Origin of the sequence: Flavivirga aquatica (assembly GCF_001747085.1) — a bacterium.
Classification (GTDB): domain Bacteria; phylum Bacteroidota; class Bacteroidia; order Flavobacteriales; family Flavobacteriaceae; genus Algibacter_C; species Algibacter_C aquatica.
In genome coordinates this window covers 211784-235723 of sequence record NZ_MDJD01000007.1, presented here as the reverse complement: position 1 = coordinate 235723, position 23940 = coordinate 211784, and the positions used below count along the sequence as shown (strand labels likewise).

The following is a 23940-nucleotide window of genomic DNA, read 5'->3' as shown; positions in this document are numbered from 1 at the left end:
AAAATATACTTAATCTGTTATAAATAGCAATATTAGAATACGTTTGGTATTATAATGAAAATATAAAAAGTTTAAATCTCATTATATCTAAAACATCCAGTTTCGTGGTCGTTCACCATACCAGTAGCTTGCATATGCGCATAAATGACGGTAGTGCCAACAAATTTAAATCCACGTTTTTTTAAATCTTTGCTAATGTTATCGCTTAAAGGAGTGTTCGCGGGGATATCACTTAAATTTTTAAAACTATTTTTAATAGGTTTTCCATCAATAAAACCCCAAATGTATTTACTAAAAGATCCAAATTCTTCTTGAATTTTTATAAATGCTTGAGCATTGGTTACTGTAGCATTTACTTTTAGTTTATTTCTAATAATGCCAGCATCTTGAAGTAGTTCGTCAATTTTATTTTGATTGTATTTTGCTATTTTTTTATAATTAAAATTATCAAAAGCCTTTTTGAAATTTTCACGTTTCCTTAATACGGTAATCCAGCTTAATCCAGCTTGAAAAGTTTCTAAAATTAAAAATTCAAAAAGTATGTCATCATCATAAACAGGAACGCCCCATTCATTATCATGATAAGCTTCATATAAATCATCTCCTTCACACCAGCCACATCTGTGTTTTTTCATGAGTTATTTTTTAATCAAAATTAATTATTCATAACGAACGTAAGGTTTAAAGTAAAAGTATGACAAATATCATCTAAATTAAAAGATCAAGGTACTAATTTTATAGTATTAATTAAATAATTCTTTATGAACGAAGTTATAAAATCAGGTTTAGAAAATAGTATGTCTTATGATGCTTATCGTGATTTAGTAAAGCAATTAGCAGAAGATAATTCTACAACAGGATTAGCAAAAACAAAAGTTTTAGTAGATTATACAAAGCTAAATGATAGACGTATGAAACGTTGGGATAAAACGATAAAAATATCTGAAGAAGCTCAGCGTAAAATTTTAGACTTTAATCAAAGTATAACGTGGTTAATTATTACAGAAAGTTGGTGTGGAGATGCAGCTCATGTTATGCCTGCGCTTAATAAAATTGCAGAATTAAATAATAAGATTAATATTAGAATAGTACTTCGTGATGAGAATTTAGAGTTAATAGATGCTTTTTTAACTAATGGAGGTAGAGCTATAGCTAAAGTTATTATGATTGATGATGAAACAGGAGATGTTATAAATACATATGGCCCAAGACCTAGCGAGGCTACAGCTATTGTTAATGCATACAAAGCAGAACATGGTAAACTAACTTCAGAGTTTAAAGAAGATTTACAGCGTTGGTATAATAGTAATAAGGGGCAAAATATTATTGATGATATTACTAAAATGCTTTGCGAATTTCAACCTAGTATTTGCCTATAAAACTAAAAGTAATTGACCCTATTTGAGTTTTTTTTGAGCCATCAATACTAAATTTAGATTGTTTTGCATAATCTAAAGCATGTTCAATTAAACATTCATTATTTGAAGTAGAAGAGGTGTTAATATAAGCATCAATAACATCTCCATTTGAATTAACAGTTATATTTACAACTATTTTACCGTCAACTTCACAAAGATAAACAGGAATTGGAATGTAGACTTTTGTTCTGTTAACTAACGAGAAACCAATAGAGCTTTTAGAATTGTTATTTTCAGACAATTGCTTTTTTAATATTTCATTAGCTTTATTAAATTTAGATAATTCTTCTTCGTTTAATTTAGAGTCTTGCGTAGCGTTATTGTGTCTTTCGTTAATAGTTTTTAGATAGTCTGTAGTGTTATCATCATGCTTTGGTATAAAGTCTTCAGGAGGAGCAATAGTCTTATATGCTTGTGCGAAATGCTTGTTTTGTTGCGATTGGTCGAAAGCTTCGTTGGTTTCAGCTTTAGTGTTGTTTAATTTTTCTAAAGCTTCTAGAACTTTAATATCTTCTTCTGTTAACTCTTTTTCTGGTTCTAGTTCATAGTAACTCTCGGAAGCAAATTCGTTATGTTTTTTAAGTCCTAAATTAAAAATAGACAATACTACAGTTCCAGAGATTAGAAATGTAAGTAAGAGAGCTTTATGTTGATCGTTAAAGTGCAATAGGTCCTTTTAAGAGCTGTGATTTTATACTAATATACGACAAAGTAACTTAAAAAGTTTAATATTGCGTCAATTCTGAAGAAAATAGAAATACTATTTTTAAAAAATTGATCATTAAATTAGAATTATTCAGAAGGGAGATTTTTTATAAAGTCTTCAATAGAATTCGCTGTATCAATATTAAAATCACCAATTTTTGTACGTCTTAAAACAGATAGATGAGCACCAGATTTTAAGGCTTTACCAAAATCATTAGCTAAAGAACGAATATAGGTGCCTTTGCTACAAACTACTCTAAAATTAATGTGCAAACCATCAATTTTTGTGATTTCAAATTTAGAAATGTTTACCGTTCTTGATTCAATTTTTACAGCTTCACCTGCTCTGGCAAATTCATATAAACGTTTTCCGTCTTTTTTTAATGCAGAAAACACTGGTGGAAACTGTTGAATGTTTCCAATAAATTGTTCGGTAGTCTTATATATTAAATCTTCAGTAATATGATTAGTTGGGAAAGTATCATTGATTTCGGTTTCTAAATCAAATGATGGCGTTGTACCTCCTAACACAAAAGTACCTGTATATTCTTTTATTTGACCTTGAAAAGTATCTATTTGTTTAGTCATTTTTCCTGTGCAAATAACTAAGAGACCCGTAGCTAAAGGATCAAGAGTGCCTGCATGACCTACTTTTATTTTTTTTATACTGAAAGCTTGTCGTATTTCCCAACGTAATTTATTTACAACTTGAAATGATGTCCAATTGAGAGGCTTATCAATTAGCAAAACTTGACCAGAAAGATAATCGTCTTTCGAAAGCATATTACGAATTTAATAATGAAAATACAATAGCAATAAAACCTACTATAACACAGTATATTGAAAAGTAAGAGAGCTTACTTTTTTTAACCAAAGAAATCATCCAAGTACAGGCAAATAATCCAGCTATAAAAGCAGTTATAAAACCTGTTGATAAGGCCGTGAAATTTTGGCTATTATATGTTAAATCTCCACTTAAAATGTCTTTAGCAATTTTTCCAAAAATTAAAGGGACTACCATTAAAAAAGAAAACCGAGCAGCTTTAATTTTATCGTTCCCTAATAAAACAGAAGTTGAAATTGTTGCTCCAGAACGCGAAATACCAGGTAACATGGCAATAGCTTGAGAAATGCCAATAATAAAAGCATTTTTAAAGAAAACATCTTTATTAGTGTTTTTAGCTTTATCAGCAAGAAATAAAAGAAGCGAAGTTACAATTAACATGCAACCGACTAATAGAATACTACCTCCAAAAAGTTGTTCTAATTGTTTTTCGAAAAATAAACCAACAATAACAGCTGGAACCATTGAGAGTGCGATTTTTAAAACAAATTGTAAATCATCATTCCATTTAAATTTTAAAAGACCTTTTATTAGGTCTAAAATATCTTTTCTAAAAACAACAATAGTGCTTAGTGCTGTTGCAAAATGAAGAACAACAGTAAAAAGTAAGCTTTCTTCTGGTACAGAGTTGTTGCCAAGAATGGCTTTTCCTAATTCTAAATGTCCGCTAGATGAAACAGGTAAAAATTCAGTAAGCCCCTGAATAATGCCTAAAATAATTGCGTCTATGATATCCATGCCGCAAAAGTATTAAAATACATTAATGGAATAATAAATATAAGTCTAATTTTTTAGCTTTTATTAGGGTCTAATAAAATAGCATAAATCTCTATACCAAAACCTATAAGAACAAGCATTGGTGCTAATCTAATACGGCGGAAACTAAAAATATCAGGATTAAAAACGTTAGGATCGTCACTGCCGCCTCCAGACATTAAAATAAAACCTATAGCAATACATGCTAAACCAATAAACATGAATTTATAGTTTTTTTTTCCAAAAATAAATTCACTTTTTGTTGCGTCTTTTCGTTTTTTCTCTCCCATGATTAGTAATTATAGACAAATATATAGATGCAAAGTAACGGATTTATTTAAAATGATCCTGTTAAGAGTCTTTTAATTTATAGTTTCAATTAGCGATTATTAATAATATAATTGGTCTGTTTTTAAATTCAAAAATCGTTGTGTTGCAAAATGAGTGCTAATCCAAGTAATTACGATACCTAATCCAAATATTAAAACAAATAGAAGTCCAACTAAAAAAGGCTTGCTTAATAATTGTAATTCAGTAAATGTTTTGTTTAGGTAATATAGTACAATAGCCATTCCAATTATAGCTAGAAAAGCACCTAGCATACCTAGTCGTACACTTTTCCAAACAAAAGGACGTCTAATAAATTGTTTCGTAGCTCCAACCATTTGCATTGTTTTTATAGTAAATCGTTTAGAATAAACGGCTAATCGTATAGAGCTGTTTATAAGTAATACTGCAATTAAAGTAAAAATACCGCTTATAAAGAGTACCCAAAAGCTAATCTTTTTTACATTATCGTTCATTAAATTTACTAAGTCATTATCGTAGGAAACTTCATCAACAAAATTTTTATTTAAAGCTTCTGTTGCAATTTTTTCAAGCTGTTCTGAAGTCACAAAATCGGCTTTAAGATTAACATCAATAGAATTTTGTAAAGGATTGTAGCCTACAAAATCCATAAAGTCTTCACCATTTTCGGCTTTCATAAATTCGGCAGCCTGTTCTTTAGAAACGTATTCTGTAGATTTTGTATAATCAGCCATAGCTAAGCTTTTTTCAAGCTGCTTAATTTCGACTTGTTTGGCAGAATCTTTTAAATAGATAGTTAGAACAACTTGTTCTTTAAAATGGTCAGAGACTTTTTTTGCATTAAGAACTAACATACCCAATAATCCTAATAAAAACAATACTAAAGCAATACTTAATACTACTGAAAAGTAAGAAGAAATAAGCTTACGTTTTTGATGTTTTTCAAATGATGAACTCATAAATAATTAAGGTTGAAGTTGTAAAAATAGTAAAGTATTCTAATTGATTGTTCTTTACAACGTTTAAACTTTCAACATTGTTATAATAAGTTTAAATTTGCCAATTAATTTGTCGTCATAATTAGTAATGACGTTAATATTTAGTAGCAAGGATAATGAAATACAATTTCAACGAGATAGAGGCCAAATGGCAAAAGTATTGGGCGGAAAACCAAACTTTTAAAGCAGTAAATAATAGCGAAAAACCTAAATATTATGTTTTAGATATGTTTCCTTACCCTAGTGGAGCTGGTTTGCATGTTGGACATCCTTTAGGGTATATTGCTTCAGACATTTATGCACGTTACAAACGCCATAAAGGATTTAATGTATTGCATCCGCAAGGTTACGATAGTTTTGGTTTACCAGCAGAACAATATGCTATTCAAACTGGGCAACATCCTGCTATTACAACTGCTGAAAACATAAAAACCTACCGTCGTCAATTAGATCAAATTGGTTTTTCTTTTGATTGGTCTCGTGAAGTTAGAACATCTGACGCTAGTTATTACAAATGGACACAATGGATTTTTATTCAATTGTTCAACTCTTGGTTTAATAACGATACAAATAAAGCAGAAGATATTTCTACTTTAGAAGCCGTTTTTGTTTCAGAAGGAAATTTAAAAGTGAATGCTGTTTGTGATGATAATATTGAATCTTTTTCTGCCGATGATTGGGATGCAATGTCTTCAGAAGCTAAACAAAAAATATTACTACAATATAGATTAACCTATTTAGCCGAAACGGAAGTAAACTGGTGTCCAGAATTAGGAACAGTTTTAGCAAATGATGAAATAGTAAATGGTGTTTCCGAACGTGGAGGTTACCCTGTGATTCGTAAAAAGATGACACAATGGAGTATGCGAATTTCTGCCTATGCAGAACGTTTACTTCAAGGTTTAGAAACTATAGATTGGACAGACTCTTTAAAGGAAAGCCAACGTAACTGGATTGGTAAATCTGTTGGAGCGTCTGTAACTTTTAATGTTTTACCAATAACAAATAACCAGAAACCAACAACTATTTCCGTATTCACAACACGTCCAGATACCATTTTTGGTGTTAGTTTTATGACTTTGGCTCCAGAACATGAGTTAGTATCACAAATAACAACAACAGAACAAAAAGCAGAGGTTGATGCCTATGTTTTAGCCACGGCTAAACGTAGCGAGCGAGATAGAATGGCAGATGTAAAAACCATTTCTGGGGCATTTACAGGAGCTTATGCCGAACATCCATTTACAAAAGAACCAATCCCAATTTGGATTGGCGATTATGTTTTAGCAGGTTATGGTACGGGAGCAGTGATGTCTGTACCTTGTGGAGATGAAAGGGATTATGCATTTGCAAATCATTTTAACATACCAATTATAAATATTTTTGATGGTGTAGATATTTCAGAATCTGCATTTTCAGATAAAGAGAAAACAATTATTGGTAATAGTGATTTCCTTAATGGAATGAATTATAAAAAAGCAACCAAACGTGCTATTTACGAACTAGAACAAATAGGGCAAGGAGAAGGGAAAACAAATTACCGTTTGCGTGATGCTGTATTTTCGCGTCAACGTTATTGGGGAGAGCCATTCCCTGTATATTATGTAAAAGGGATGCCTCAAATGATTGACGCTGCACACTTACCAATTAAATTACCAGAAGTAGAAAAATATTTACCAACCGAAACTGGTGAGCCGCCATTAGGTAATGCTACAGTTTGGGCTTGGAATAGTATTGATAATAAAGTCGTTTCAAATGATTTAATTGATAATGAAACTATATTTCCATTAGAATTAAATACCATGCCAGGGTGGGCAGGAAGTTCATTCTATTTTAACCGTTATATGGATCCAGAAAATCCAAACGAAATGGCCTCAAAAGAAGCTATGGATTATTGGCAAGATGTCGATTTATATATTGGAGGAAGTGAACATGCTACAGGACACTTATTATATGCTCGTTTTTGGCAAAAATTCTTATTCGATAAAGGTGTTGTTCCTGTTGATGAGTTTGCTAAAAAGTTGATCAATCAAGGAATGATACTGGGGAATAGTGCTTTTGTTTTAATAGTGAAAATGAACTATGTTAATGAAGATTCAAAATTCAAAATTATTTGTAGGAATGACTTAAAGAATTCAAAAGAGTATTTTGACGAAGTTATATTTGAAAATTATATTCATAGCGATTCAAGTTTTGAAAAAATATTGGATATTCAATATATATATAGTAACATAGATATTTCTATTATAAATGATATTACTAATGAGTTAGATATTGAGAAGTTTAAAAATCATTCATTATATTCTGATTATATTAATGGTGAGTTTATTTCGAATGATGATGGTAAATATTTAGTTACTCGCGAAGTCGAAAAAATGTCTAAATCTAAATACAATGTCGTTAATCCAGATAATATCGTTTCAGATTACGGTGCCGATAGCCTTCGTCTTTACGAAATGTTCCTTGGACCATTAGAACAATACAAACCATGGAATACAGCTGGTATTACAGGTGTACACTCATTTCTTAAAAAACTTTGGAAATTATATGCAGACGATAACGGATTAAAAACAACTGATACAGCACCGACAAAAGATAATTTAAAAACGCTTCATAAAACGATTAAAAAGGTAGAGGACGATATTGAAAACTTCTCATTTAATACTTCGGTATCTACTTTTATGATTGCAGTTAACGAGTTGGGAGCTCAAAAATGTACGAGTAAAGAAATATTGGAACCTTTATTGGTTTTAATTTCACCTTATGCACCCCATATTTCGGAAGAGTTATGGAGTCAATTAGGACATGAAAGATCGATTTCGACAGTAGCCTTTCCTAAGTTTGATGCAAATCATTTAGTGGAAAGTAGTAAAAATTATCCAATCTCATTTAATGGTAAAACACGTTTTACAATGGAATTATCATTAGATATGAGTAAAGATGATATTGAAGCCGCAGTTATGGCTCATGAAAAAACGAAAGAACAATTACAAGGTCGCGAACCTAAAAAAGTGATTGTTGTTCCTGGTAAAATTGTAAATATTGTAGGATAACATTATAATACATAGTTTATTACTTAATAGTGTCTCTCTGCTAAGCGTAGTCGAAGTATGCTTAAAGCTACTACTATTAGTAAAAAGAATCTGTTAAAATAAGAATTCAGTTGAGGCATCACATATATTATGTGGTGTCTTTGACTTGTTAAATAACGACTTGGTTATATTTCAACGATGCCAAAAATTCTAGTTTCAACAAGAAGTTAGACTATTTTAAAAAATTATTAAATGAATTATATAGAAATTATAGGCTTTATAGCAGCTTTTTTAACAACAGCAGCTTTTTTGCCTCAAGTATATCAAACATGGAAAACGAAAGATGTCTCTGGTCTTTCTTTACCTATGCTTATTTTGTTTTTTATTGGTGTTTTAATATGGTTGGTTTATGGTTTTTTAAAAGATAGCCCTTCTATGATTTTTGCCAATAGTATTACAGTAATATCTTTCTTTTTATTAATTTACTTTAAGTTTAAATATACCAAAAGTAAATAGTGAATTATTCGAAAAGGTACTTAAATCGTTCATTATTATAGGATTTATCCTTCTTTTCTTATTCCTATAAAACAGATAGAAATTATGTATTAACTATTGTTTAACACAATTTGATGAAAAAAAATCATCTAAATCAGTAAATCACTTAGAATATTTAAAAATATTATTTTAATTTCGCCAATATTTCCACAATTAATACATTTTAATTTATGAAAATTGGAGTTCCTATTGAAATAAAAAATAACGAAAACAGAGTAGGGATGACACCATCTGGTGTTTTTGAACTTACTAAAAGAGATCATACTGTTTTTGTACAGAAAAATGCTGGTTTTGGTAGCGGTTTTTTGGATAAAGATTATATAGATGCTGGTGCAATTATTCTTGATACTATTCAAGACGTTTATGAAGTAGCAGAAATGATCATTAAGGTAAAAGAACCTATTGAAGAAGAATATAGCTTGATTAAGCCAAATCAAGTTGTGTTTACGTATTTTCACTTTGCGTCTAGTGAGGTACTTACCAAAGCAATGATTAATAGTAATGCTATTTGTATAGCTTACGAAACGGTAGAAGATATAGATGGTTCGTTGCCGCTATTAGTACCAATGTCTGAGGTAGCAGGAAGAATGTCTATTCAACAAGGTGCTAAATATCTAGAAAAACCAGTAAAAGGAAGAGGTGTTTTGTTAGGAGGAGTACCAGGAGTTCCTCCGGGTAGAGTACTTGTTTTAGGAGGCGGAGTAGTAGGTGTACAAGCAGCTAAAATGGCAGCGGGTTTAGGAGCTATTGTAACTATTTTAGATATTAATATGAAACAATTACGTTATATTAATGATGTAATGTCTAAAAATGTAATAACAGAATTTTCTAATGAATACAATATTAGAAAACATATCAAGGAATCAGATTTAGTTATTGGAGGTGTGTTATTAAAGGGAGCAAAAGCACCAAAATTAATAACTAAAGAAATGTTGAAAGAGATGCGACCAGGAACAGTAATTGTAGATGTTGCTGTAGATCAAGGTGGATGTTTTGAAACGACAAAACCAACAACACATGAAGATCCAACATATATTATTGATGATATAGTACATTACAGTGTAGCTAATATGCCAGGGGCAGTGCCTTATACATCTACGGTAGCGTTAACAAACGTAACATTGCCTTATGTTGTTAAATTAGCAAATGAAGGTTGGGAAAAAGCTTGCCAAAACAATAAAGCCTTAGAAAAGGGTTTAAATATTGTAAAAGGAGAAATTGTTTATAAAGAAATAGCAGAGGCTTTTGATTTAGAATTTGTAACATCATAGTTTATTAAGAGCTGACAAACTTACATTTATTTATAATTGGCGTTATTTTTGTTATCTTTAATGTAGAAATTTAATCTAAAAAAAGAAACAATGTTACAATATTATATACTATTAGGAGCTATAGCACTTATAAGTTGGTTAGTAAGCAGTCAGTTAAAGAAAAAGTTTGCTAAGTATTCTAAAGTACAATTGCGTAATGGCATGAGTGGTGCAGAGATTGCAGAAAAAATGTTAGCAGATCATGGGATTACAGATGTAGAAGTTATTTCTACACCAGGTCGTTTAACAGACCATTATAACCCTAAAAATAAAACAGTTAATTTAAGTGAAGCTGTTTATAGTCAGAGAAATGCAGCAGCAGCAGCAGTTGCAGCTCATGAATGTGGGCATGCAGTACAACACGCACAAGCTTACAGTTGGCTACAAATGCGTTCTACGTTAGTACCAGTTGTTAGCGTAACATCAGGCATGTCTCAATGGGTAGTTATTGGAGGCCTTATGTTGGGAGCAGCAGCAGGTTTAGGATTGGGATATTGGATAGCCGTTGCTGGTTTAGTGATGATGGGGTTCGCTACTTTATTTAGTTTTATTACATTACCTGTAGAATATGATGCAAGTAACCGAGCGTTAGCATGGTTGAAAAATAAAAATATGGTGTCGCAAGAAGAATATAAAGGTTCTGAAGATGCTTTAAAATGGGCTGCAAGAACATATTTAGTAGCTGCCATTGGAGCATTAGCATCATTAGTTTATTGGGCATTTCAAGTATTTGGAGGAAGAGATTAATCCCTGTAAAATAAAATACAATTCAAAAAGCTCTGAAATTTTTCAGGGCTTTTTTGTTTCTTTACATTCTATTAAAATTAAGCATGGAAAATCCGTTATCATACTATAAAAAACAATTAGAAATTTATCAAGCAGAAGTACAAAAGCTGTACAAAAAAATGACACTTTTAAGTACTTATAGATTACTTGTGTTTTTAATTACTGGGTTTGGTATTTATATGACATATCAACAATGGCAGATTGCTACTTTTATAGGTGTTTCGGGTATTATTGTTTTCATTGTATTATTATCTAAGTATACAGATATTAAAAGGCAACGAAATTTAAATAAGGCTTTAGTTGAAATTAACGAAGAAGAAATTAAAATAGCTTCGGGTGATTTTTATAGTAGAGCAGAAGGTTTGCAATTTCAAGACCCCAATCATTTTTATAGTGTAGATATAGATTTGTTTGGTCGAGGTTCATTTTTTCAATTTATAAATAGAACTACTATTAATGAAGGTACTCAAAAATTAGCAGATGCCTTAAAAGCAAATAATATTGATGACATTGTACAGCGACAGGAAGCTATAAAAGAATTATCTACCAAGCCTAAATGGAGGCAACATTATACAGCAACATCTAGTTTCGTGGAGGTAGAAACTTCAGCAAAAAGCATTATTAAATGGTTGAAAGATTATCAATTGTTTTTACCAAAAGTAATGTCATGGTTACCTATAGTGTTTATGGTAAATTCTATAGCTTTAATAGTGTTAACCTTTTTAAAAATAATTAGCGCGTCAATTATCGGATACTTTTTATTTGCTGGATTAGGAGTTACAGGGCGCTATCTTAAAAAAATAAATGTACTAGCTTCAAATACAGATAAAGTAAAAGAAACTTTTAGGCAATATGCATTACTATTAGATTTAATAGAGGAAGAGGTGTTTTCCTCAGAATTACTTAAGCAGAAACAGCAGCAAATACAATCTAATAATATGAAAGCATCTGCTGTTTTTAAAGCGTTTTCAAAATCATTAGATGCTTTAGATCATAGAAATAATATAATATCTGCCATTTTTGGAAATGGTCTTTTGTTATCAGATATAAAACATAGTTACCATATTGAGCAATGGATTTCTCAGCATGCAGATAAGGTCTCCGATTGGTTTGAAGTTGTATCATTTTTTGACGCTTATAATTCATTAGGGAATTTTACTTATAATCACCCAGAATTTGTTTTTCCAGAAATAGAAGAAAAAGGAGCTGTAATTAATGCCATAGATTTAGGGCATCCTTTATTAAATAAAGTTAAACGAGTTGATAGTGATTTAGTTCTTGAAAAAGAACAATTTTTTATTGTTACAGGTGCGAATATGGCAGGTAAAAGTACTTTTTTAAGAACCATATCTTTACACATCGTTATGGCAAATGTAGGTTTGCCTATTTGTGCTAAGACAAGTAAATATTCTCCAGTAAAATTAATTACAAGTATGAGAACATCAGATTCCTTAGCAGATGATAGTTCATACTTCTTTTCAGAATTAACACGCTTAAAGTATATCATGGATGCTATTCAAAGAGAACCTTATTTTATTGTTTTAGATGAGATTTTAAAAGGAACAAATAGTACAGACAAGGCTATTGGCTCAAGAAAATTTGTGGAGAAATTAGTGGCTTCAAATGCCACAGGTATAATAGCTACACACGATTTAAGTTTATGTGAAATAGAGCAAGAACTTGATGATGTAAAAAATTACTATTTTGACGCCGAAATTATTAATGATGAACTTCACTTTGATTATACTTTAAAATCAGGTATTTGTCAAAACATGAATGCATCTTTTTTATTGAAGAAGATGGAAATTGTTTAAAAGGTATTTTTTATAGATATATTAATTTATTGTAGACTATGACACAAATTGTAATATAAGTTTGAGATAAAAAATAGTATAAGTGGACAGTAGTGAACTGATATATGTAATTTATGGGCAAACTGTACATACAGGTCATATAAATTTTTATGCTAAAAACAATAATTCTTTTTTTGGGTATCGAGATGATAATGATTATATATATATTTACAATAAAAAATGATAGTATTCAATATGAATTTTCTAATAGTTAGATCTATTTGGATGCCCTTGCTTTATAAAAAATATTAAATTATAGATATACTATTTCCCCACTCTAGTATAGTGCTTGTGCTACTACCAGTTTGCAACTGGTAGCGTTAACGAGCGTCTCGTACTAAAAAAATTTAAGTAGTCATTATAATTGCTTCTAGCAAGTTTCTTTTAGAATTAAGTCTTCTAATAGGCTTTTTTTGTTCATTTTAATTTAAAAAAATGCTATCTTTATGGAGATAGATAAATTAAGTGTCTTTAAGATCAAATTAAAATTAGTATTTATGTTACCATTTAGATCTGAAATTAGAAATTCTCCAACTCAACAAACAATCAAGATTTTTTTGAGTGATGAGTCTTTAGATGAGGAGATTAAGAGTTATTTAGAGAGCTTTAGTGATATAGAACTTATTGAAATAAGAAAAAGTGTAGAGCGCAATCGAGTAAAGGAAAATATTACTATTTTTAGAAAATCAGGGGTCGATATTAATTCTTTACAAGCAAAAATCGATGAGAGTTTAAATCGATATTTTGAAAGAAAATAGTTTATACACTAACACGTTTAAGTTTCAAATTTAGTTTAAGAAATGTATCTTTTTAAAGTTTTTTGAAGGATTTCGCATGTCCATTAGTTAAAACAGGTATAAGGTATGTTTAAATTATCCTTTTTATTGAATCTAGCCTTCAATTTTGTTTCAAAAAGATTATACCAAAACAATAAATATGTTTATTTGTTATTCTCTCGCTCACGCATTTTATCTAGATTCTCTTTAGTAAGCATATAGTCTTGTACGTTTTTCTCTTTCCAACGATAGTATGAAAATAAAGGAAATACAATTAAAAAAAGACCAACAACACCAAAGCCAATAAGTTTTTGAGCATATTCTAGATCTGCAACAAATCCTATAATAATGCTGCTAAATGCTGCGATGGTTAAAATTAAAATAATGTATTTCATAATAAGTAATAAAAATGGTAGTCTACTCTAAGACTCTATTTTGTAAAGTTAATAAGTTGTTGCCTGTAAGCAGTTAATAGTTTCGATTTTGAAATATAGCCATAATATTTTCCGTTTTTTATAACAGGTAAATTCCATGCACCACTGCTTTTAAACTTATTCATGATATCGTTCATAGAATCTTCATAATAATCAATAATACCAGCATCAGCATGCATAAGACTAGATGCTTCTACTTTATCGTATAAATCTGAATTGAACATAATATGCCTCACATCATCTAAACGAATAACTCCTAAAAATTCATGATCATCGTTAACCACAGGAAAATGATTTCTTGAAGATTTAGCAACAGCTTCTTTTAAAATATTACCAAGTTTCATATTTGGTTTTAATATAATAAAATTAGTTTCAATAACCTTATCAATATCTAAAACCATAAGTACATTTTGGTCTTTGTCATGCGTCATGAGTTCACCACGTTCAGCAAGTTTAAGAGTGTAAATGGAATGAGATACATAGTATTTTGTAATAGCAAATGAAATAGCAGAAACGATCATTAAAGGCACAAATAATTCATAGCCACCTGTTATTTCAGCAATAAGGAAAATAGCTGTTAGTGGCGCGTGAAGAACACCAGCCATTAAGCCTGTCATACCAATAAGCGTGAAATTGGATTCTGATACATGAAAATCTAAACCAATATTATTGATAATTTTAGCAAATGAGTTCCCTAATGCGCTTCCCATAACGAGTGTAGGAATGAATACACCACCAACACCGCCAGCACCAAAGGTGGTTGTCATAGCTATGGCTTTAAATACAGAAATACCTAGTAGTAAACTAATAACTATCCAGATATTAGATAAATCTAAATTAAAAGGTGTCACACCAATAGCCGATATATGGTCTCCTTTTAGTAGGTTATTCATGATACCATAACCTTCACCATATAAGGGCGGAATAAAATAGAGCATACTACCAATAGTAATACCTCCAATTAAAAGACGCTTAGCTCGACTTTTAAATTTTTTGAAAAAGTTGGTAATACCAAAAAATACTTTTGAAAAATAGACCGATGCTAAACCAGTAACAAGACCGAGAAGTGCAAAAAATAAGATGTCATTAACTTCAAATTTATCGGTTAATTCAAATCGTAATAATACATCGGTTCCTAAAAACATGTAAGACGTTACTACAGCAGATACAGAAGCTAATAAAAGAGGTATTAATGAGGTGAAAGCGATGTCTAGACTAAATATTTCAACAGCAAAAATAATAGCAGCAATAGGCGCTTTAAACATCGATGCCATAGCGCCAGCAGCAGCACAACCTATTAAAAGCATTCTTGTTTTGGTATTCATATGGAATAAACGCGCTGCATTAGAACCTAAAGCAGACCCTAAACTAACAGCAGGGCCCTGCAACCCAACCGAACCTCCAAAACCAACAGTTAACGGTGCAGTAATTAAAGCAGCATAAATGTTGTATCGAGGAATAATTCCATTCAACTTTGAAATAGCATATAAGGTTGACGAAATACCATGCCCAATATGTTTTTTTAACCAAGTTTGTTTTATAATATATACAAGTAGAAGTCCTATTATAGGAAATATAAAGTATATAGAATTTTGAGAATTCTTAAAAAGGCTTAATTCAAAAAGGAGTCTAATATAGTGTATTAGGTTTTTAAGCGCAACAGTTCCCATTCCTGCTAAAAACCCAACTAAAACACTAAATATATATACAAATTGACGTTCTGAAATATGTTTATATTTCCAGATTAAAAATTTACGTAGTAGGCTTTTAGAACTAAAAGACATTTTTAATTAAAGATAAAAAGTTTAAACGGGGTAATTACAATAAATACAAAAAAATCCTGCTAAAAGCAGGATTTAATTTTATGATTTTAAATTAAGTTTTAAACTTAATTCTGTTAGTTGATCATCATCAATAGGAGCAGGGGCGTCAATCATAACGTCACGTCCAGAGTTGTTTTTTGGAAAAGCAATAAAATCTCTAATGGTTTCTTGTCCGCCTAAAATAGCAACCAATCTATCCAATCCAAAAGCTAAACCACCATGAGGAGGTGCGCCATATTGGAAAGCATCCATTAAAAAACCAAACTGTTCTTTTGCTTCTTCAGGAGTAAACCCTAAATAGTCAAACATTAAAGATTGTGTTTCTTTATCATGAATTCTTATCGATCCACCACCAATTTCGTTTCCATTTAATACTAAATCGTAAGCATTCGCTTTAACATCGCCTGGATTTGTTTTTAGTAATTCTAACTGTCCAGGTTTTGGAGATGTAAATGGATGGTGCATAGCGTGGTAACGTTCGGTATCTTCATCCCATTCTAATAATGGAAAATCCATAACCCAAAGCGGAGCAAATTCATTAGGCTTACGCAAACCTAAACGCTCTGCTAATTCCATACGTAAAGCACTTAATTGCGCACGGACTTTATTTTTATCGCCAGAAAGAACACATATTAAGTCTCCCGGTTTAGCGCCTGTAACTTCTGCCCATTTTGCTAAATCACCTTGATCGTAAAACTTATCTACAGACGATTTGTAAGTGCCATCGTCATTACAACGCGTATAGACCATACCTAAAGCGCCAACTTGCGGACGTTTTACCCAGCTAATTAATTTATCAATTTCTTTTCTAGTATAACTATTTCCACCAGGAACAGCAATACCAACTACTAACTCTGCATTATTAAAAACACTAAAGTCTTTATGTTGTGCTACATCGTTTAATTCGCCAAAGGCCATTCCAAAACGAATGTCTGGTTTATCGTTTCCGTATAAACGCATGGCATCATCATAAAGCATTCTTGGAAATTTTTCAACCTCAACTCCATTAACTTCTTTAAGTAAATGACGTGTTAAACCTTCAAATGCATTTAAAATATCTTCTTGCTCAATAAACGCCATTTCACAATCAATTTGTGTGAATTCTGGTTGTCTATCGGCACGTAAATCTTCATCTCTAAAACACTTTACAATTTGAAAGTATTTATCCATACCACCTACCATTAGTAACTGCTTAAAGGTTTGAGGTGATTGCGGAAGAGCATAAAATTGACCTTCATTCATTCTTGAGGGCACTACAAAATCACGAGCACCTTCTGGTGTAGATTTTATTAAATAAGGGGTTTCAACCTCAATGAAACCATCTTTAGATAAATAGTTTCTAACTTCTTGAGTTACTTTATGCCTAAAAATTAAACTCTCTTTTACGGGGTTACGACGAATATCGAGGTAACGATATTTCATTCTAATATCTTCACCACCATCTGTTTTATCTTCAATAGTAAAAGGAGGAAGTAAAGCTTCGTTTAAAATGTTTAATTCCGAAACTAGTATCTCAATATCTCCTGTTGGAATATTAGGGTTTTTTGATGCACGTTCAATAACCATTCCTTTAACTTGAATAACAAATTCCCTTCCTAGGTTTTGTGCTTGTTCAATTAAGGTTTTAGAGGTACGTTCTTCATCAAAGACTAATTGAGTGATGCCGTAACGGTCACGCAAATCTACCCAAACTATAAAACCTTTATCTCTTGATTTTTGAACCCAACCTGATAGAGTTACTTCTGTATTAATATGTGTAGCTCTTAATTGGCCACAATTATGACTTCTGTACATGTTCGTAAAATTGAAGTGCAAATTTAAGTAAATACTATTGAGTTTAAATTTTTTAATATATTTTTTATTTCATTTGAAATAACCTAATACTTTAGAAATAGACTAAGCTCAAACGATGGTTAAAAAAGGCTCTAATTAAGAGAAAATACATTTGTTTAATGCTATGTTTTTCTAATTCTAAGCTTAGATATGTAAACAAAACATGTTTAAATAATATTTATTTTTTTTTGATTATATTAGTAAATACATATAGGATTTTAACTGTTTTATTCGTAAAAGTATAAATCGTAGATTTGGTATTTTATTTTTCCGTATGAAAAAGACTATATAATTTATATATATTAGCTTCGAATAATTCAAAAAACTTTTATTATGAGTAAACTATTACCTATTAAATTAATCATGTTTTTGATGTTTATAGGAGCATCAAATTTTATTATTGCTCAAGAGGTTAAAGGAATAGTTGTAGATGATACATCTCAACCCTTACCTGGAGTTTCAATTGTAATTAAGGGAACTTCTAGCGGAACCACAACAGATTTTGATGGAAAATATTCCATAACAGCAAACAATGGCGATGTTTTAATTTTTTCTTATGTAGGTTACGAAAGTCAAGAAGCAACTGTTACAGGTGGGATTTTAGATGTAACATTGCAACCTGGAGTTGCTTTAGATGCTGTAGTGCTTGTTGGAAATAGATCTAAACCAAGATCCATATTAGATTCTCCTGTTCCAATTGATAATATAGGACTAGAAGAGCTTACAAACACAGGGCAACCAACGGTTGATAAAATGTTAACCTATAAAGTACCTTCTTTTAATTCAACAAATCAAACCGTTTCAGATGCAACTGCACATTTTGATCCTGCAGATTTAAGAGGTTTAGGACCTAGTAGAACTTTGGTGTTAGTTAATGGAAAAAGAAAAAACCAAAGTGCTTTGGTTTATATTAACGATACTCCAGGTAAAGGAGAAGTTGGTGTAGATTTAAAAAGTATACCCTCAGCAGCTATAGAAAGAATAGAAGTTCTTAGAGACGGTGCATCTGCACAATATGGATCTGATGCTATAGCGGGAGTAATAAACATGGTATTAAAAAAAGGTGTAGAATATACCACAGTAAATGCAAAAACTGGTGTTACTACAGAAGGCGATGGATTTAATTTTGGAGTAGATTTAAATACGGCTTTAACAGGAGACAGCGGTGGTTATTTAAACTTTACAGCAGGGTATTATGAGCAAGAAAAAACAAATAGAGCTGGTACTCCTGGAGAAGATCAGTTGTTTGGAGTATTAGCAGATGATCCCGTTTTTGGGGATTGGTTAGCTGAGAATCCAGATTTAGGAATGAACATTGGACAACCTGAACTAAAAAAACTGGATGTGTTTTTTAATGCAGGTATTCCTTTTAAAAAATGTGAAGGTGAGTTTTACGCCTTTGGAGGACTTACTTATAGAAAAGGTAAAAGTTTTGCATTATATAGAACACCTTATTGGGTACAAGATCCATTTAATTTATTGCACGAAGCAGGTACAGAATATCAAGGTTTTCAGCCTACGTTTGAAACAGATGTTAGAGATAATAATATGACTGCTGGTGCAAAATGGAAGCTTTTTGATTTTGATGTTGATTTAAGTGGAACTTATGGAAGAAATGCTGTAGATTATGAAGTAAATAACAGCATTAACCCTGCGCTTGGAGCCAATAGCCCTACTTCTTTTGATGTTGGTGCATATACATTTAGCAGTACATTAGCTAATTTAGATTTTTCTAGAAATTTAGGCCAAGTAAATATCGCATTTGGAGCCGAGGTTAGAGGAGAACGATTTACGGCTAAAGCAGGAGAGCCAGCATCTTATATTATGGGAGGTGTTCAATCGTTTCCAGGATTGCAACCTAGTAACGAAGTTAAAGCAACCAGAGATAATTATGGGGTTTATGCAGATTTAGAATGGGAGCTAATTGAAGAATTACTTATAGGTGGAGCTGTTAGGTATGAGGATTTTAGTGATTTTGGAGATAATACTTCTTGGAAAGTTAATGCAAGATATTCTTTAGGAGATAAAGGCGCTATTAGAGGATCTTATAGTACAGGATTTAGAGCACCTTCATTACATCAAATATATTTGAGTAATATTCAAACTTTAGTATCTGGAGGAACAATTTCGAACCAAGGGACTTTTAATAATGTAGATCCAGTAATTAGAGAAGGTTTGGGTGTGCCACAATTAACAGCAGAAACGTCTAAAAATATTTCGGCAGGAATTACATATAAATTTGATAGTAATTTTTCAGTCTCGTTAGATTTCTACAATGTAAAAGTAGATGATCGTGTTTTATTTACAGGAGAAATTGGTTTTGATGGAGACACTGGAACTACAAATCCAGTAGAGCAAGTATTAATAGATAATTCCATTACGAGTTTAAAATTCTTTGTAAATGCTGTAAACACAAATACTTCTGGTGTAGATTTAGTTATGAATTATAGAAATATTGAGTTAGGAGAGGGTAAGTTAGGAGCAACTTTAGCAGCAAATTTTAATGAAACTAAAATTGAAGGGCAAATAGGTACTCCTTCTTTACTAGCTGCAAATGGTTATGATATTTTTAATAGAAAAGAACAATCTAGAATTATTTCATCTAGACCAAAATCTAAAGTTTTATTAGGGCTAGATTATAATATAAGTAAGTGGAACTTTATATTAAATAATACTTATTTTGGAGAGGTAACTTGGCAACATGCAACAACGCCAGCTAATGATCAAACTTTTTCTGGAAAAGTGATTACAGATTTAGTAGTTAATTATAAGTTTTGTGATAAATTTTCGGCTACAGTATCAGCCAGTAATCTTTTAGATGTTTATCCAGATGAGATTGAAACAAGAGGTGATGTTGTAACAGATTTAGGAGGTCGTTTTAGGTACCCTTGGGAGGTAAATCAGTTTGGATTTAATGGTACTACCATTAATGGAGGAGTTACTTTTAAGTTTTAAGAATAAAAGCGTTATTTTAAAATAAAATAAGAGAGTCGCCTAAAAATATTTTAGGCGATTTTTTTTTGATCTTTCAAGAGTTAAAAAAATAAAAATGGTTATATCCTGTTTTTGAGGTAGAATATAAGAAAACAAGCATTTTATAATGCTTAAGTTTTTGTATATTAAGTTGTTAAATGTGTGTGTTTTAATCTGGTTTCTTATTAAGAATATACTGTGAACATAAATATATGTATTTTTTTGTACGAAAAAACTGGTTTAATTTATATATATTAGCTTATAACTAATTCAAAACACTTTTATTATGAGTAAACTATTACCTATTAAGTTAATTATGTTTTTGATGTTTATAGGAGCGTCAGATTTTATGATGGCTCAAGAGGTCTCTGGAAATGTTGTAGATGATACATCTCAACCATTACCAGGGGTTTCTGTTGTTCTTAAAGGAACTACACAAGGAACAACTACAGATTTTGATGGAAATTATTCCATAACAGCCAGTAATGGAAATATTCTGGTTTTCTCTTATGTTGGCTACGAAACTCAAGAAATTCGAGTTTCTGGAACAACATTAAATGTTACTATGCAATCTGGTGTTTCACTATCAGAAGTAGTACTTATAGGTTCAAGAAACCCTAGTAGAGTAGCTGTAGACACTCCAGTACCAGTAGATGTTATAGATATTACAGAATTAACAGCACAAGGACCACAAGTAAATTTAAATCAAATTTTAAATTTTGTAGCACCTTCATTTACTTCCAATACACAAACCATTTCAGATGGTACAGATCATATTGATCCAGCTTCTTTAAGAGGTTTGGGGCCAGATCAAGTACTTGTTTTAATTAATGGAAAAAGAAGGCATAACTCATCGTTAGTTAATGTTAATGGTACTTTTGGTAGAGGTAGTGTTGGTACAGATTTAAATGCTATACCATCTGGAGCTATTAAAAGATTAGAGGTTTTGCGAGATGGAGCAGCGGCACAATATGGGTCTGATGCTATTGCAGGTGTTATTAATATTGTTTTAAATACAAATGTTAACGAGCTTACTTTAAATGTTACTACGGGAGCAAATTTTACTAAAAACGCCAATGACCAAACAGGAGGTGTAGATGGCGAAACCGTAAATATTAGTGCGAATTATGGTTTGCCAATAGGGACTAATGGTGGATTCATTAATTTTACCGGAGATTTTGATTTTAGAGAAGATTATGGTAGAATGAAAGAATGGGAAGGCAATGTTTTTAACCTTTATAATACTGTTGAACGATTTGCAAATAATGATGATTACGATCTAACCCAGTTGCTAGATGAAAATGTTGACGATGTTAATTTTTATGCAGGTCAAGCAGGTATTATTCCTACTGGGAGTAGTTTTACAAAACCAGAATTACAAACCATTTTATCTGGCGACAATACAGACGCAGAATTGGCAGCTAGAGGTTTAGTTAGAAGCGATTTTAATATGCGTGTTGGTCAGTCTGAAGTGCGTGGCGGACGTTTTTTTGCTAATTTATCGTTGCCATTAGATGATAATGGTACCGAATTATATTCGTTTGCAGGAACAAGTTCTAGAAAAGGAAACTCTGCTGGTTTTTATAGATTACCAAATCAAAGTAGAACGTATACGCCAGCTTATATTAATGGGTTTTTACCAGAAATTAATTCTACAATTACCGATAAATCATTTGCTGTTGGTATAAAAGGTAAAATAAATAATTGGAATGTAGATTTGAGTAATACTTGGGGAAGAAATGCTTTTTTATATACTATAGGTAATACCTTTAATGCATCTTTTCAAAAAGCGTCTCCAACAACGTTCGATGCGGGTGGGTTTAACTTCATGCAAAATACAGTTAATTTAGATGTTAGTCAGTTTTACGACGATATTTTAAAAGGATTAAACGTGGCATTTGGTGCAGAATATAGATTAGAAAACTATGAGATTGAAGCTGGAGAAGAAGCGTCGTATTCAAGATACACAGCAGAGGGGCAAGTTATAACATTAGCTACTCAAGAAGCAGCTCAAGACTTTTTTGGAGCTTCAAGACCGGGAGGATCGCAAGTGTTCCCAGGATTTAGTCCTAATAATGAGCTTTCTAGAGGGCGTAGTAGTATTGCAGGATATTTTGATTTAGAGGCTGATTTTTCTGAAACTTTTTTAGCGAGTTTCGCAACACGTTTTGAGAACTATTCAGATTTTGGATCGACAATTAACTTTAAATTAGCAACCCTATTAAAGGCAGGTGAGAACCTGAATATAAGAGCGGCTTTAAATACAGGATTTAGAGCACCATCTTTACATCAGTTAAATTTTAATTCAACATCAACTATATTCGATCAAAATGGAAACCCAGTAGAAGTAGGAACTTTTGCAAACGATAGTAGGGTAGCAGAAATATTAGGTATTCCAGAATTGAAAGAAGAAACGTCTCAAAGTATTAGTTTAGGTTTAACGGCAAAACTACCAGATGCTAATATGACTATTACTGTCGATGGTTATTTTGTGGGTATTGACGATCGTGTTGTATATACAGGACAGTTTGGAGGGGATGCAATTGCTGCCGAATTGGCTCAAGCTAATGCATCTGCAGCATCATTTTTTGCCAATGCAATCGATACTGAGTCTAAAGGGGTAGATATTGTTATTACGCATAAAGCTAACATAGGTACAAACATGAGGTTAAAATCTGATTTGTCTGGAACATTATCCAAAACAAAACAAGTAGGACGTATAAATGCATCTCAAGTTTTGGAAGACGCTGGTTTAGTAGGAACGTATTTTCCAGAAGATAGTAGAGTTTATTTAGAGGAAGCAGTACCAAGAACAAAATTAAATTTAACTAATAACTTAACAGTAGATAAGTTTAATGTGTTTTTACGAAATGTTTATTTTGGAGAAGTTACCGAGGCTACTACGAATGTAGATAGACAACAGGTATTTGGAACCAAGTTAGTAACAGACCTGTCTTTTGGTTATAAAGCTTCGGAAAGTTTAACATTAACTGTAGGAGCTAATAATTTGTTTGATATTTATCCAGATAGAGCTGCTCAAGTTTTAGCAGATGGAGGAACTAATAGAAGTAGCGGACGTTTTGATTGGTCAAGACGAGCACAGCAGTTTGGTATTGGAGGGCGTTTCCTTTTTGCTAGATTAAGTTTTAAGTTGAAGTAATGTTGTTATTTATTTGTAGAGAAGCATTTGTGTAGAGTATAATAGCTAAAATCAAAGTTTTAAGAATTTTTGTAATAAATAAAAACCAATAAATTATGAATATATCTTTAACATCTTCTAGTGGAGGCGGACAAAATGAACCTTTTAGAATCGCGAGATTAGAAAAAGTTTCTAGAATATATAAATTTCAGGTCGGAGACTTAAGTGAACAAAAGATTCCAGAAATTATTTCTTTGCATGATCATAAAGGAAAACTTGCCGTTTCTTGGAATAGAGAACCAAATGAAGAACAAAAAAATGTTATTAAATTAGTTTGGGAATTACAAAATGAATATGATATAATTCATAATATTGATGGTGAATTATAAAAACGTT

19 protein-coding genes are annotated in these 23940 nt (G+C 31.4%); 10 read left to right on the top strand and 9 right to left on the bottom strand.

Translation table 11 applies throughout. From position 1 onward, the window contains the following. Window positions 1–71: 71 nt before the first annotated feature. Window positions 72–635, bottom strand: coding sequence for a DNA-3-methyladenine glycosylase I (locus A8C32_RS01745; protein WP_069828727.1), 564 nt, complete (start codon window positions 633–635; stop codon window positions 72–74). A 126-nt stretch (window positions 636–761) separates the two neighbouring features. Between A8C32_RS01745 and A8C32_RS01740 the strand changes: the two genes are divergently transcribed. After that, window positions 762–1379 carry a thioredoxin family protein gene (locus A8C32_RS01740; RefSeq protein WP_069828726.1) on the top strand — a complete coding sequence of 206 codons (618 nt, stop codon included), beginning with the start codon at window positions 762–764 and terminating at the stop codon, window positions 1377–1379. Here A8C32_RS01740 and A8C32_RS01735 read toward each other — a convergent pair. The 5 genes from A8C32_RS01735 to A8C32_RS01715 form a co-directional block, all read right to left on the bottom strand. Continuing rightward, window positions 1363–2085 carry a hypothetical protein gene (locus A8C32_RS01735; protein WP_069828725.1) on the bottom strand — a complete coding sequence of 241 codons (723 nt, stop codon included), beginning with the start codon at window positions 2083–2085 and terminating at the stop codon, window positions 1363–1365. The two genes, A8C32_RS01740 and A8C32_RS01735, sit on opposite strands and share 17 nt — an antisense overlap. 125 nt (window positions 2086–2210) lie before the next feature. Further along, entirely contained in the window at window positions 2211–2906 is a 696-nt protein-coding gene (truB, locus tag A8C32_RS01730; protein WP_069828724.1) for a tRNA pseudouridine(55) synthase TruB, read from the bottom strand. A 1-nt stretch (window position 2907) separates the two neighbouring features. Next, a complete protein-coding gene (locus A8C32_RS01725; RefSeq protein ID WP_069828723.1) occupies window positions 2908–3705 on the bottom strand; it encodes an undecaprenyl-diphosphate phosphatase in 798 nt (265 codons plus the stop codon). A gap of 53 nt (window positions 3706–3758) precedes the next feature. Further along, complete coding sequence (locus A8C32_RS01720) at window positions 3759–4013, bottom strand: DUF3098 domain-containing protein (protein ID WP_069828722.1); 255 nt, start codon at window positions 4011–4013, stop codon at window positions 3759–3761. Window positions 4014–4112: 99 nt separating this feature from the next. Continuing rightward, the gene (locus A8C32_RS01715) at window positions 4113–4991 is read right to left on the bottom strand and encodes a cell division protein FtsX (protein WP_069828721.1); all 879 of its coding nucleotides are present in this window, start codon (window positions 4989–4991) and stop codon (window positions 4113–4115) included. A 155-nt stretch (window positions 4992–5146) separates the two neighbouring features. Between A8C32_RS01715 and A8C32_RS01710 the strand changes: the two genes are divergently transcribed. The 6 genes from A8C32_RS01710 (at window position 5147) to A8C32_RS01685 (ending at window position 13324) form a co-directional block, all read left to right on the top strand. After that, entirely contained in the window at window positions 5147–8083 is a 2937-nt protein-coding gene (locus A8C32_RS01710) for a leucine--tRNA ligase (protein WP_069828720.1), read from the top strand. A gap of 231 nt (window positions 8084–8314) precedes the next feature. Then, on the top strand, window positions 8315–8578 hold the full coding sequence (locus A8C32_RS01705) for a SemiSWEET family sugar transporter (protein WP_069828719.1): 264 nt from the start codon (window positions 8315–8317) through the stop codon (window positions 8576–8578). 209 nt (window positions 8579–8787) lie between these two features. Beyond that, window positions 8788–9888 (top strand): alanine dehydrogenase, encoded by a 1101-nt coding sequence (gene ald, locus A8C32_RS01700; protein WP_069828718.1) that lies wholly within the window; start codon window positions 8788–8790, stop codon window positions 9886–9888. Between the two features lie 90 nt (window positions 9889–9978). Then, window positions 9979–10674 carry a zinc metallopeptidase gene (locus A8C32_RS01695; protein ID WP_069828717.1) on the top strand — a complete coding sequence of 232 codons (696 nt, stop codon included), beginning with the start codon at window positions 9979–9981 and terminating at the stop codon, window positions 10672–10674. Window positions 10675–10757: 83 nt separating this feature from the next. Beyond that, a complete protein-coding gene (locus A8C32_RS01690) occupies window positions 10758–12527 on the top strand; it encodes a MutS-related protein (protein ID WP_069828716.1) in 1770 nt (589 codons plus the stop codon). Between the two features lie 485 nt (window positions 12528–13012). After that, window positions 13013–13324, top strand: coding sequence for a hypothetical protein (locus tag A8C32_RS01685; protein ID WP_069828715.1), 312 nt, complete (start codon window positions 13013–13015; stop codon window positions 13322–13324). A 182-nt stretch (window positions 13325–13506) separates the two neighbouring features. Here A8C32_RS01685 and A8C32_RS01680 read toward each other — a convergent pair whose 3' ends face one another. The 3 genes from A8C32_RS01680 to aspS form a co-directional block, all read right to left on the bottom strand. Beyond that, window positions 13507–13737 carry a hypothetical protein gene (locus tag A8C32_RS01680; RefSeq protein ID WP_069828714.1) on the bottom strand — a complete coding sequence of 77 codons (231 nt, stop codon included), beginning with the start codon at window positions 13735–13737 and terminating at the stop codon, window positions 13507–13509. 35 nt (window positions 13738–13772) lie between these two features. Beyond that, window positions 13773–15560 carry a chloride channel protein gene (locus A8C32_RS01675; protein ID WP_069828713.1) on the bottom strand — a complete coding sequence of 596 codons (1788 nt, stop codon included), beginning with the start codon at window positions 15558–15560 and terminating at the stop codon, window positions 13773–13775. Between the two features lie 78 nt (window positions 15561–15638). Further along, window positions 15639–17393: an aspartate--tRNA ligase gene (aspS, locus tag A8C32_RS01670; protein ID WP_069828712.1), complete on the bottom strand. Its 1755-nt coding sequence runs from the start codon at window positions 17391–17393 to the stop codon at window positions 15639–15641. 372 nt (window positions 17394–17765) lie between these two features. On the opposite strand from aspS, the gene A8C32_RS01665 reads away from it, so the two are divergent. The 3 genes from A8C32_RS01665 (at window position 17766) to A8C32_RS01655 (ending at window position 23933) form a co-directional block, all read left to right on the top strand. After that, window positions 17766–20387, top strand: coding sequence for a TonB-dependent receptor (locus tag A8C32_RS01665; protein WP_240491669.1), 2622 nt, complete (start codon window positions 17766–17768; stop codon window positions 20385–20387). Between the two features lie 367 nt (window positions 20388–20754). Beyond that, window positions 20755–23565: a TonB-dependent receptor gene (locus tag A8C32_RS01660; RefSeq protein ID WP_432416486.1), complete on the top strand. Its 2811-nt coding sequence runs from the start codon at window positions 20755–20757 to the stop codon at window positions 23563–23565. Window positions 23566–23660: 95 nt separating this feature from the next. Further along, window positions 23661–23933 carry a hypothetical protein gene (locus tag A8C32_RS01655; RefSeq protein WP_069828710.1) on the top strand — a complete coding sequence of 91 codons (273 nt, stop codon included), beginning with the start codon at window positions 23661–23663 and terminating at the stop codon, window positions 23931–23933. The last annotated feature ends 7 nt before the right edge of the window (window positions 23934–23940 follow it).

Excerpts from the sequence above, each read along its gene's own strand:
- truB (WP_069828724.1), bottom strand. The coding sequence starts at position 2,906 with ATGCTTTCGAAAGACGATTATCTTTCTGGTCAAGTTTTGCTAATTGAT.
- A8C32_RS01740 (WP_069828726.1), top strand. The coding sequence starts at position 762 with ATGAACGAAGTTATAAAATCAGGTTTAGAAAATAGTATGTCTTATGAT.
- A8C32_RS01745 (WP_069828727.1), bottom strand. The coding sequence starts at position 635 with ATGAAAAAACACAGATGTGGCTGGTGTGAAGGAGATGATTTATATGAA.
- A8C32_RS01725 (WP_069828723.1), bottom strand. The coding sequence starts at position 3,705 with ATGGATATCATAGACGCAATTATTTTAGGCATTATTCAGGGGCTTACT.
- A8C32_RS01655 (WP_069828710.1), top strand. The coding sequence starts at position 23,661 with ATGAATATATCTTTAACATCTTCTAGTGGAGGCGGACAAAATGAACCT.
- A8C32_RS01705 (WP_069828719.1), top strand. The coding sequence starts at position 8,315 with ATGAATTATATAGAAATTATAGGCTTTATAGCAGCTTTTTTAACAACA.
- A8C32_RS01665 (WP_240491669.1), top strand. The coding sequence starts at position 17,766 with ATGAGTAAACTATTACCTATTAAATTAATCATGTTTTTGATGTTTATA.
- A8C32_RS01690 (WP_069828716.1), top strand. The coding sequence starts at position 10,758 with ATGGAAAATCCGTTATCATACTATAAAAAACAATTAGAAATTTATCAA.
- A8C32_RS01710 (WP_069828720.1), top strand. The coding sequence starts at position 5,147 with ATGAAATACAATTTCAACGAGATAGAGGCCAAATGGCAAAAGTATTGG.
- A8C32_RS01695 (WP_069828717.1), top strand. The coding sequence starts at position 9,979 with ATGTTACAATATTATATACTATTAGGAGCTATAGCACTTATAAGTTGG.
- A8C32_RS01685 (WP_069828715.1), top strand. The coding sequence starts at position 13,013 with ATGGAGATAGATAAATTAAGTGTCTTTAAGATCAAATTAAAATTAGTA.
- ald (WP_069828718.1), top strand. The coding sequence starts at position 8,788 with ATGAAAATTGGAGTTCCTATTGAAATAAAAAATAACGAAAACAGAGTA.
- A8C32_RS01680 (WP_069828714.1), bottom strand. The coding sequence starts at position 13,737 with ATGAAATACATTATTTTAATTTTAACCATCGCAGCATTTAGCAGCATT.
- A8C32_RS01715 (WP_069828721.1), bottom strand. The coding sequence starts at position 4,991 with ATGAGTTCATCATTTGAAAAACATCAAAAACGTAAGCTTATTTCTTCT.
- aspS (WP_069828712.1), bottom strand. The coding sequence starts at position 17,393 with ATGTACAGAAGTCATAATTGTGGCCAATTAAGAGCTACACATATTAAT.
- A8C32_RS01720 (WP_069828722.1), bottom strand. The coding sequence starts at position 4,013 with ATGGGAGAGAAAAAACGAAAAGACGCAACAAAAAGTGAATTTATTTTT.
- A8C32_RS01660 (WP_432416486.1), top strand. The coding sequence starts at position 20,755 with ATGATGGCTCAAGAGGTCTCTGGAAATGTTGTAGATGATACATCTCAA.
- A8C32_RS01675 (WP_069828713.1), bottom strand. The coding sequence starts at position 15,560 with ATGTCTTTTAGTTCTAAAAGCCTACTACGTAAATTTTTAATCTGGAAA.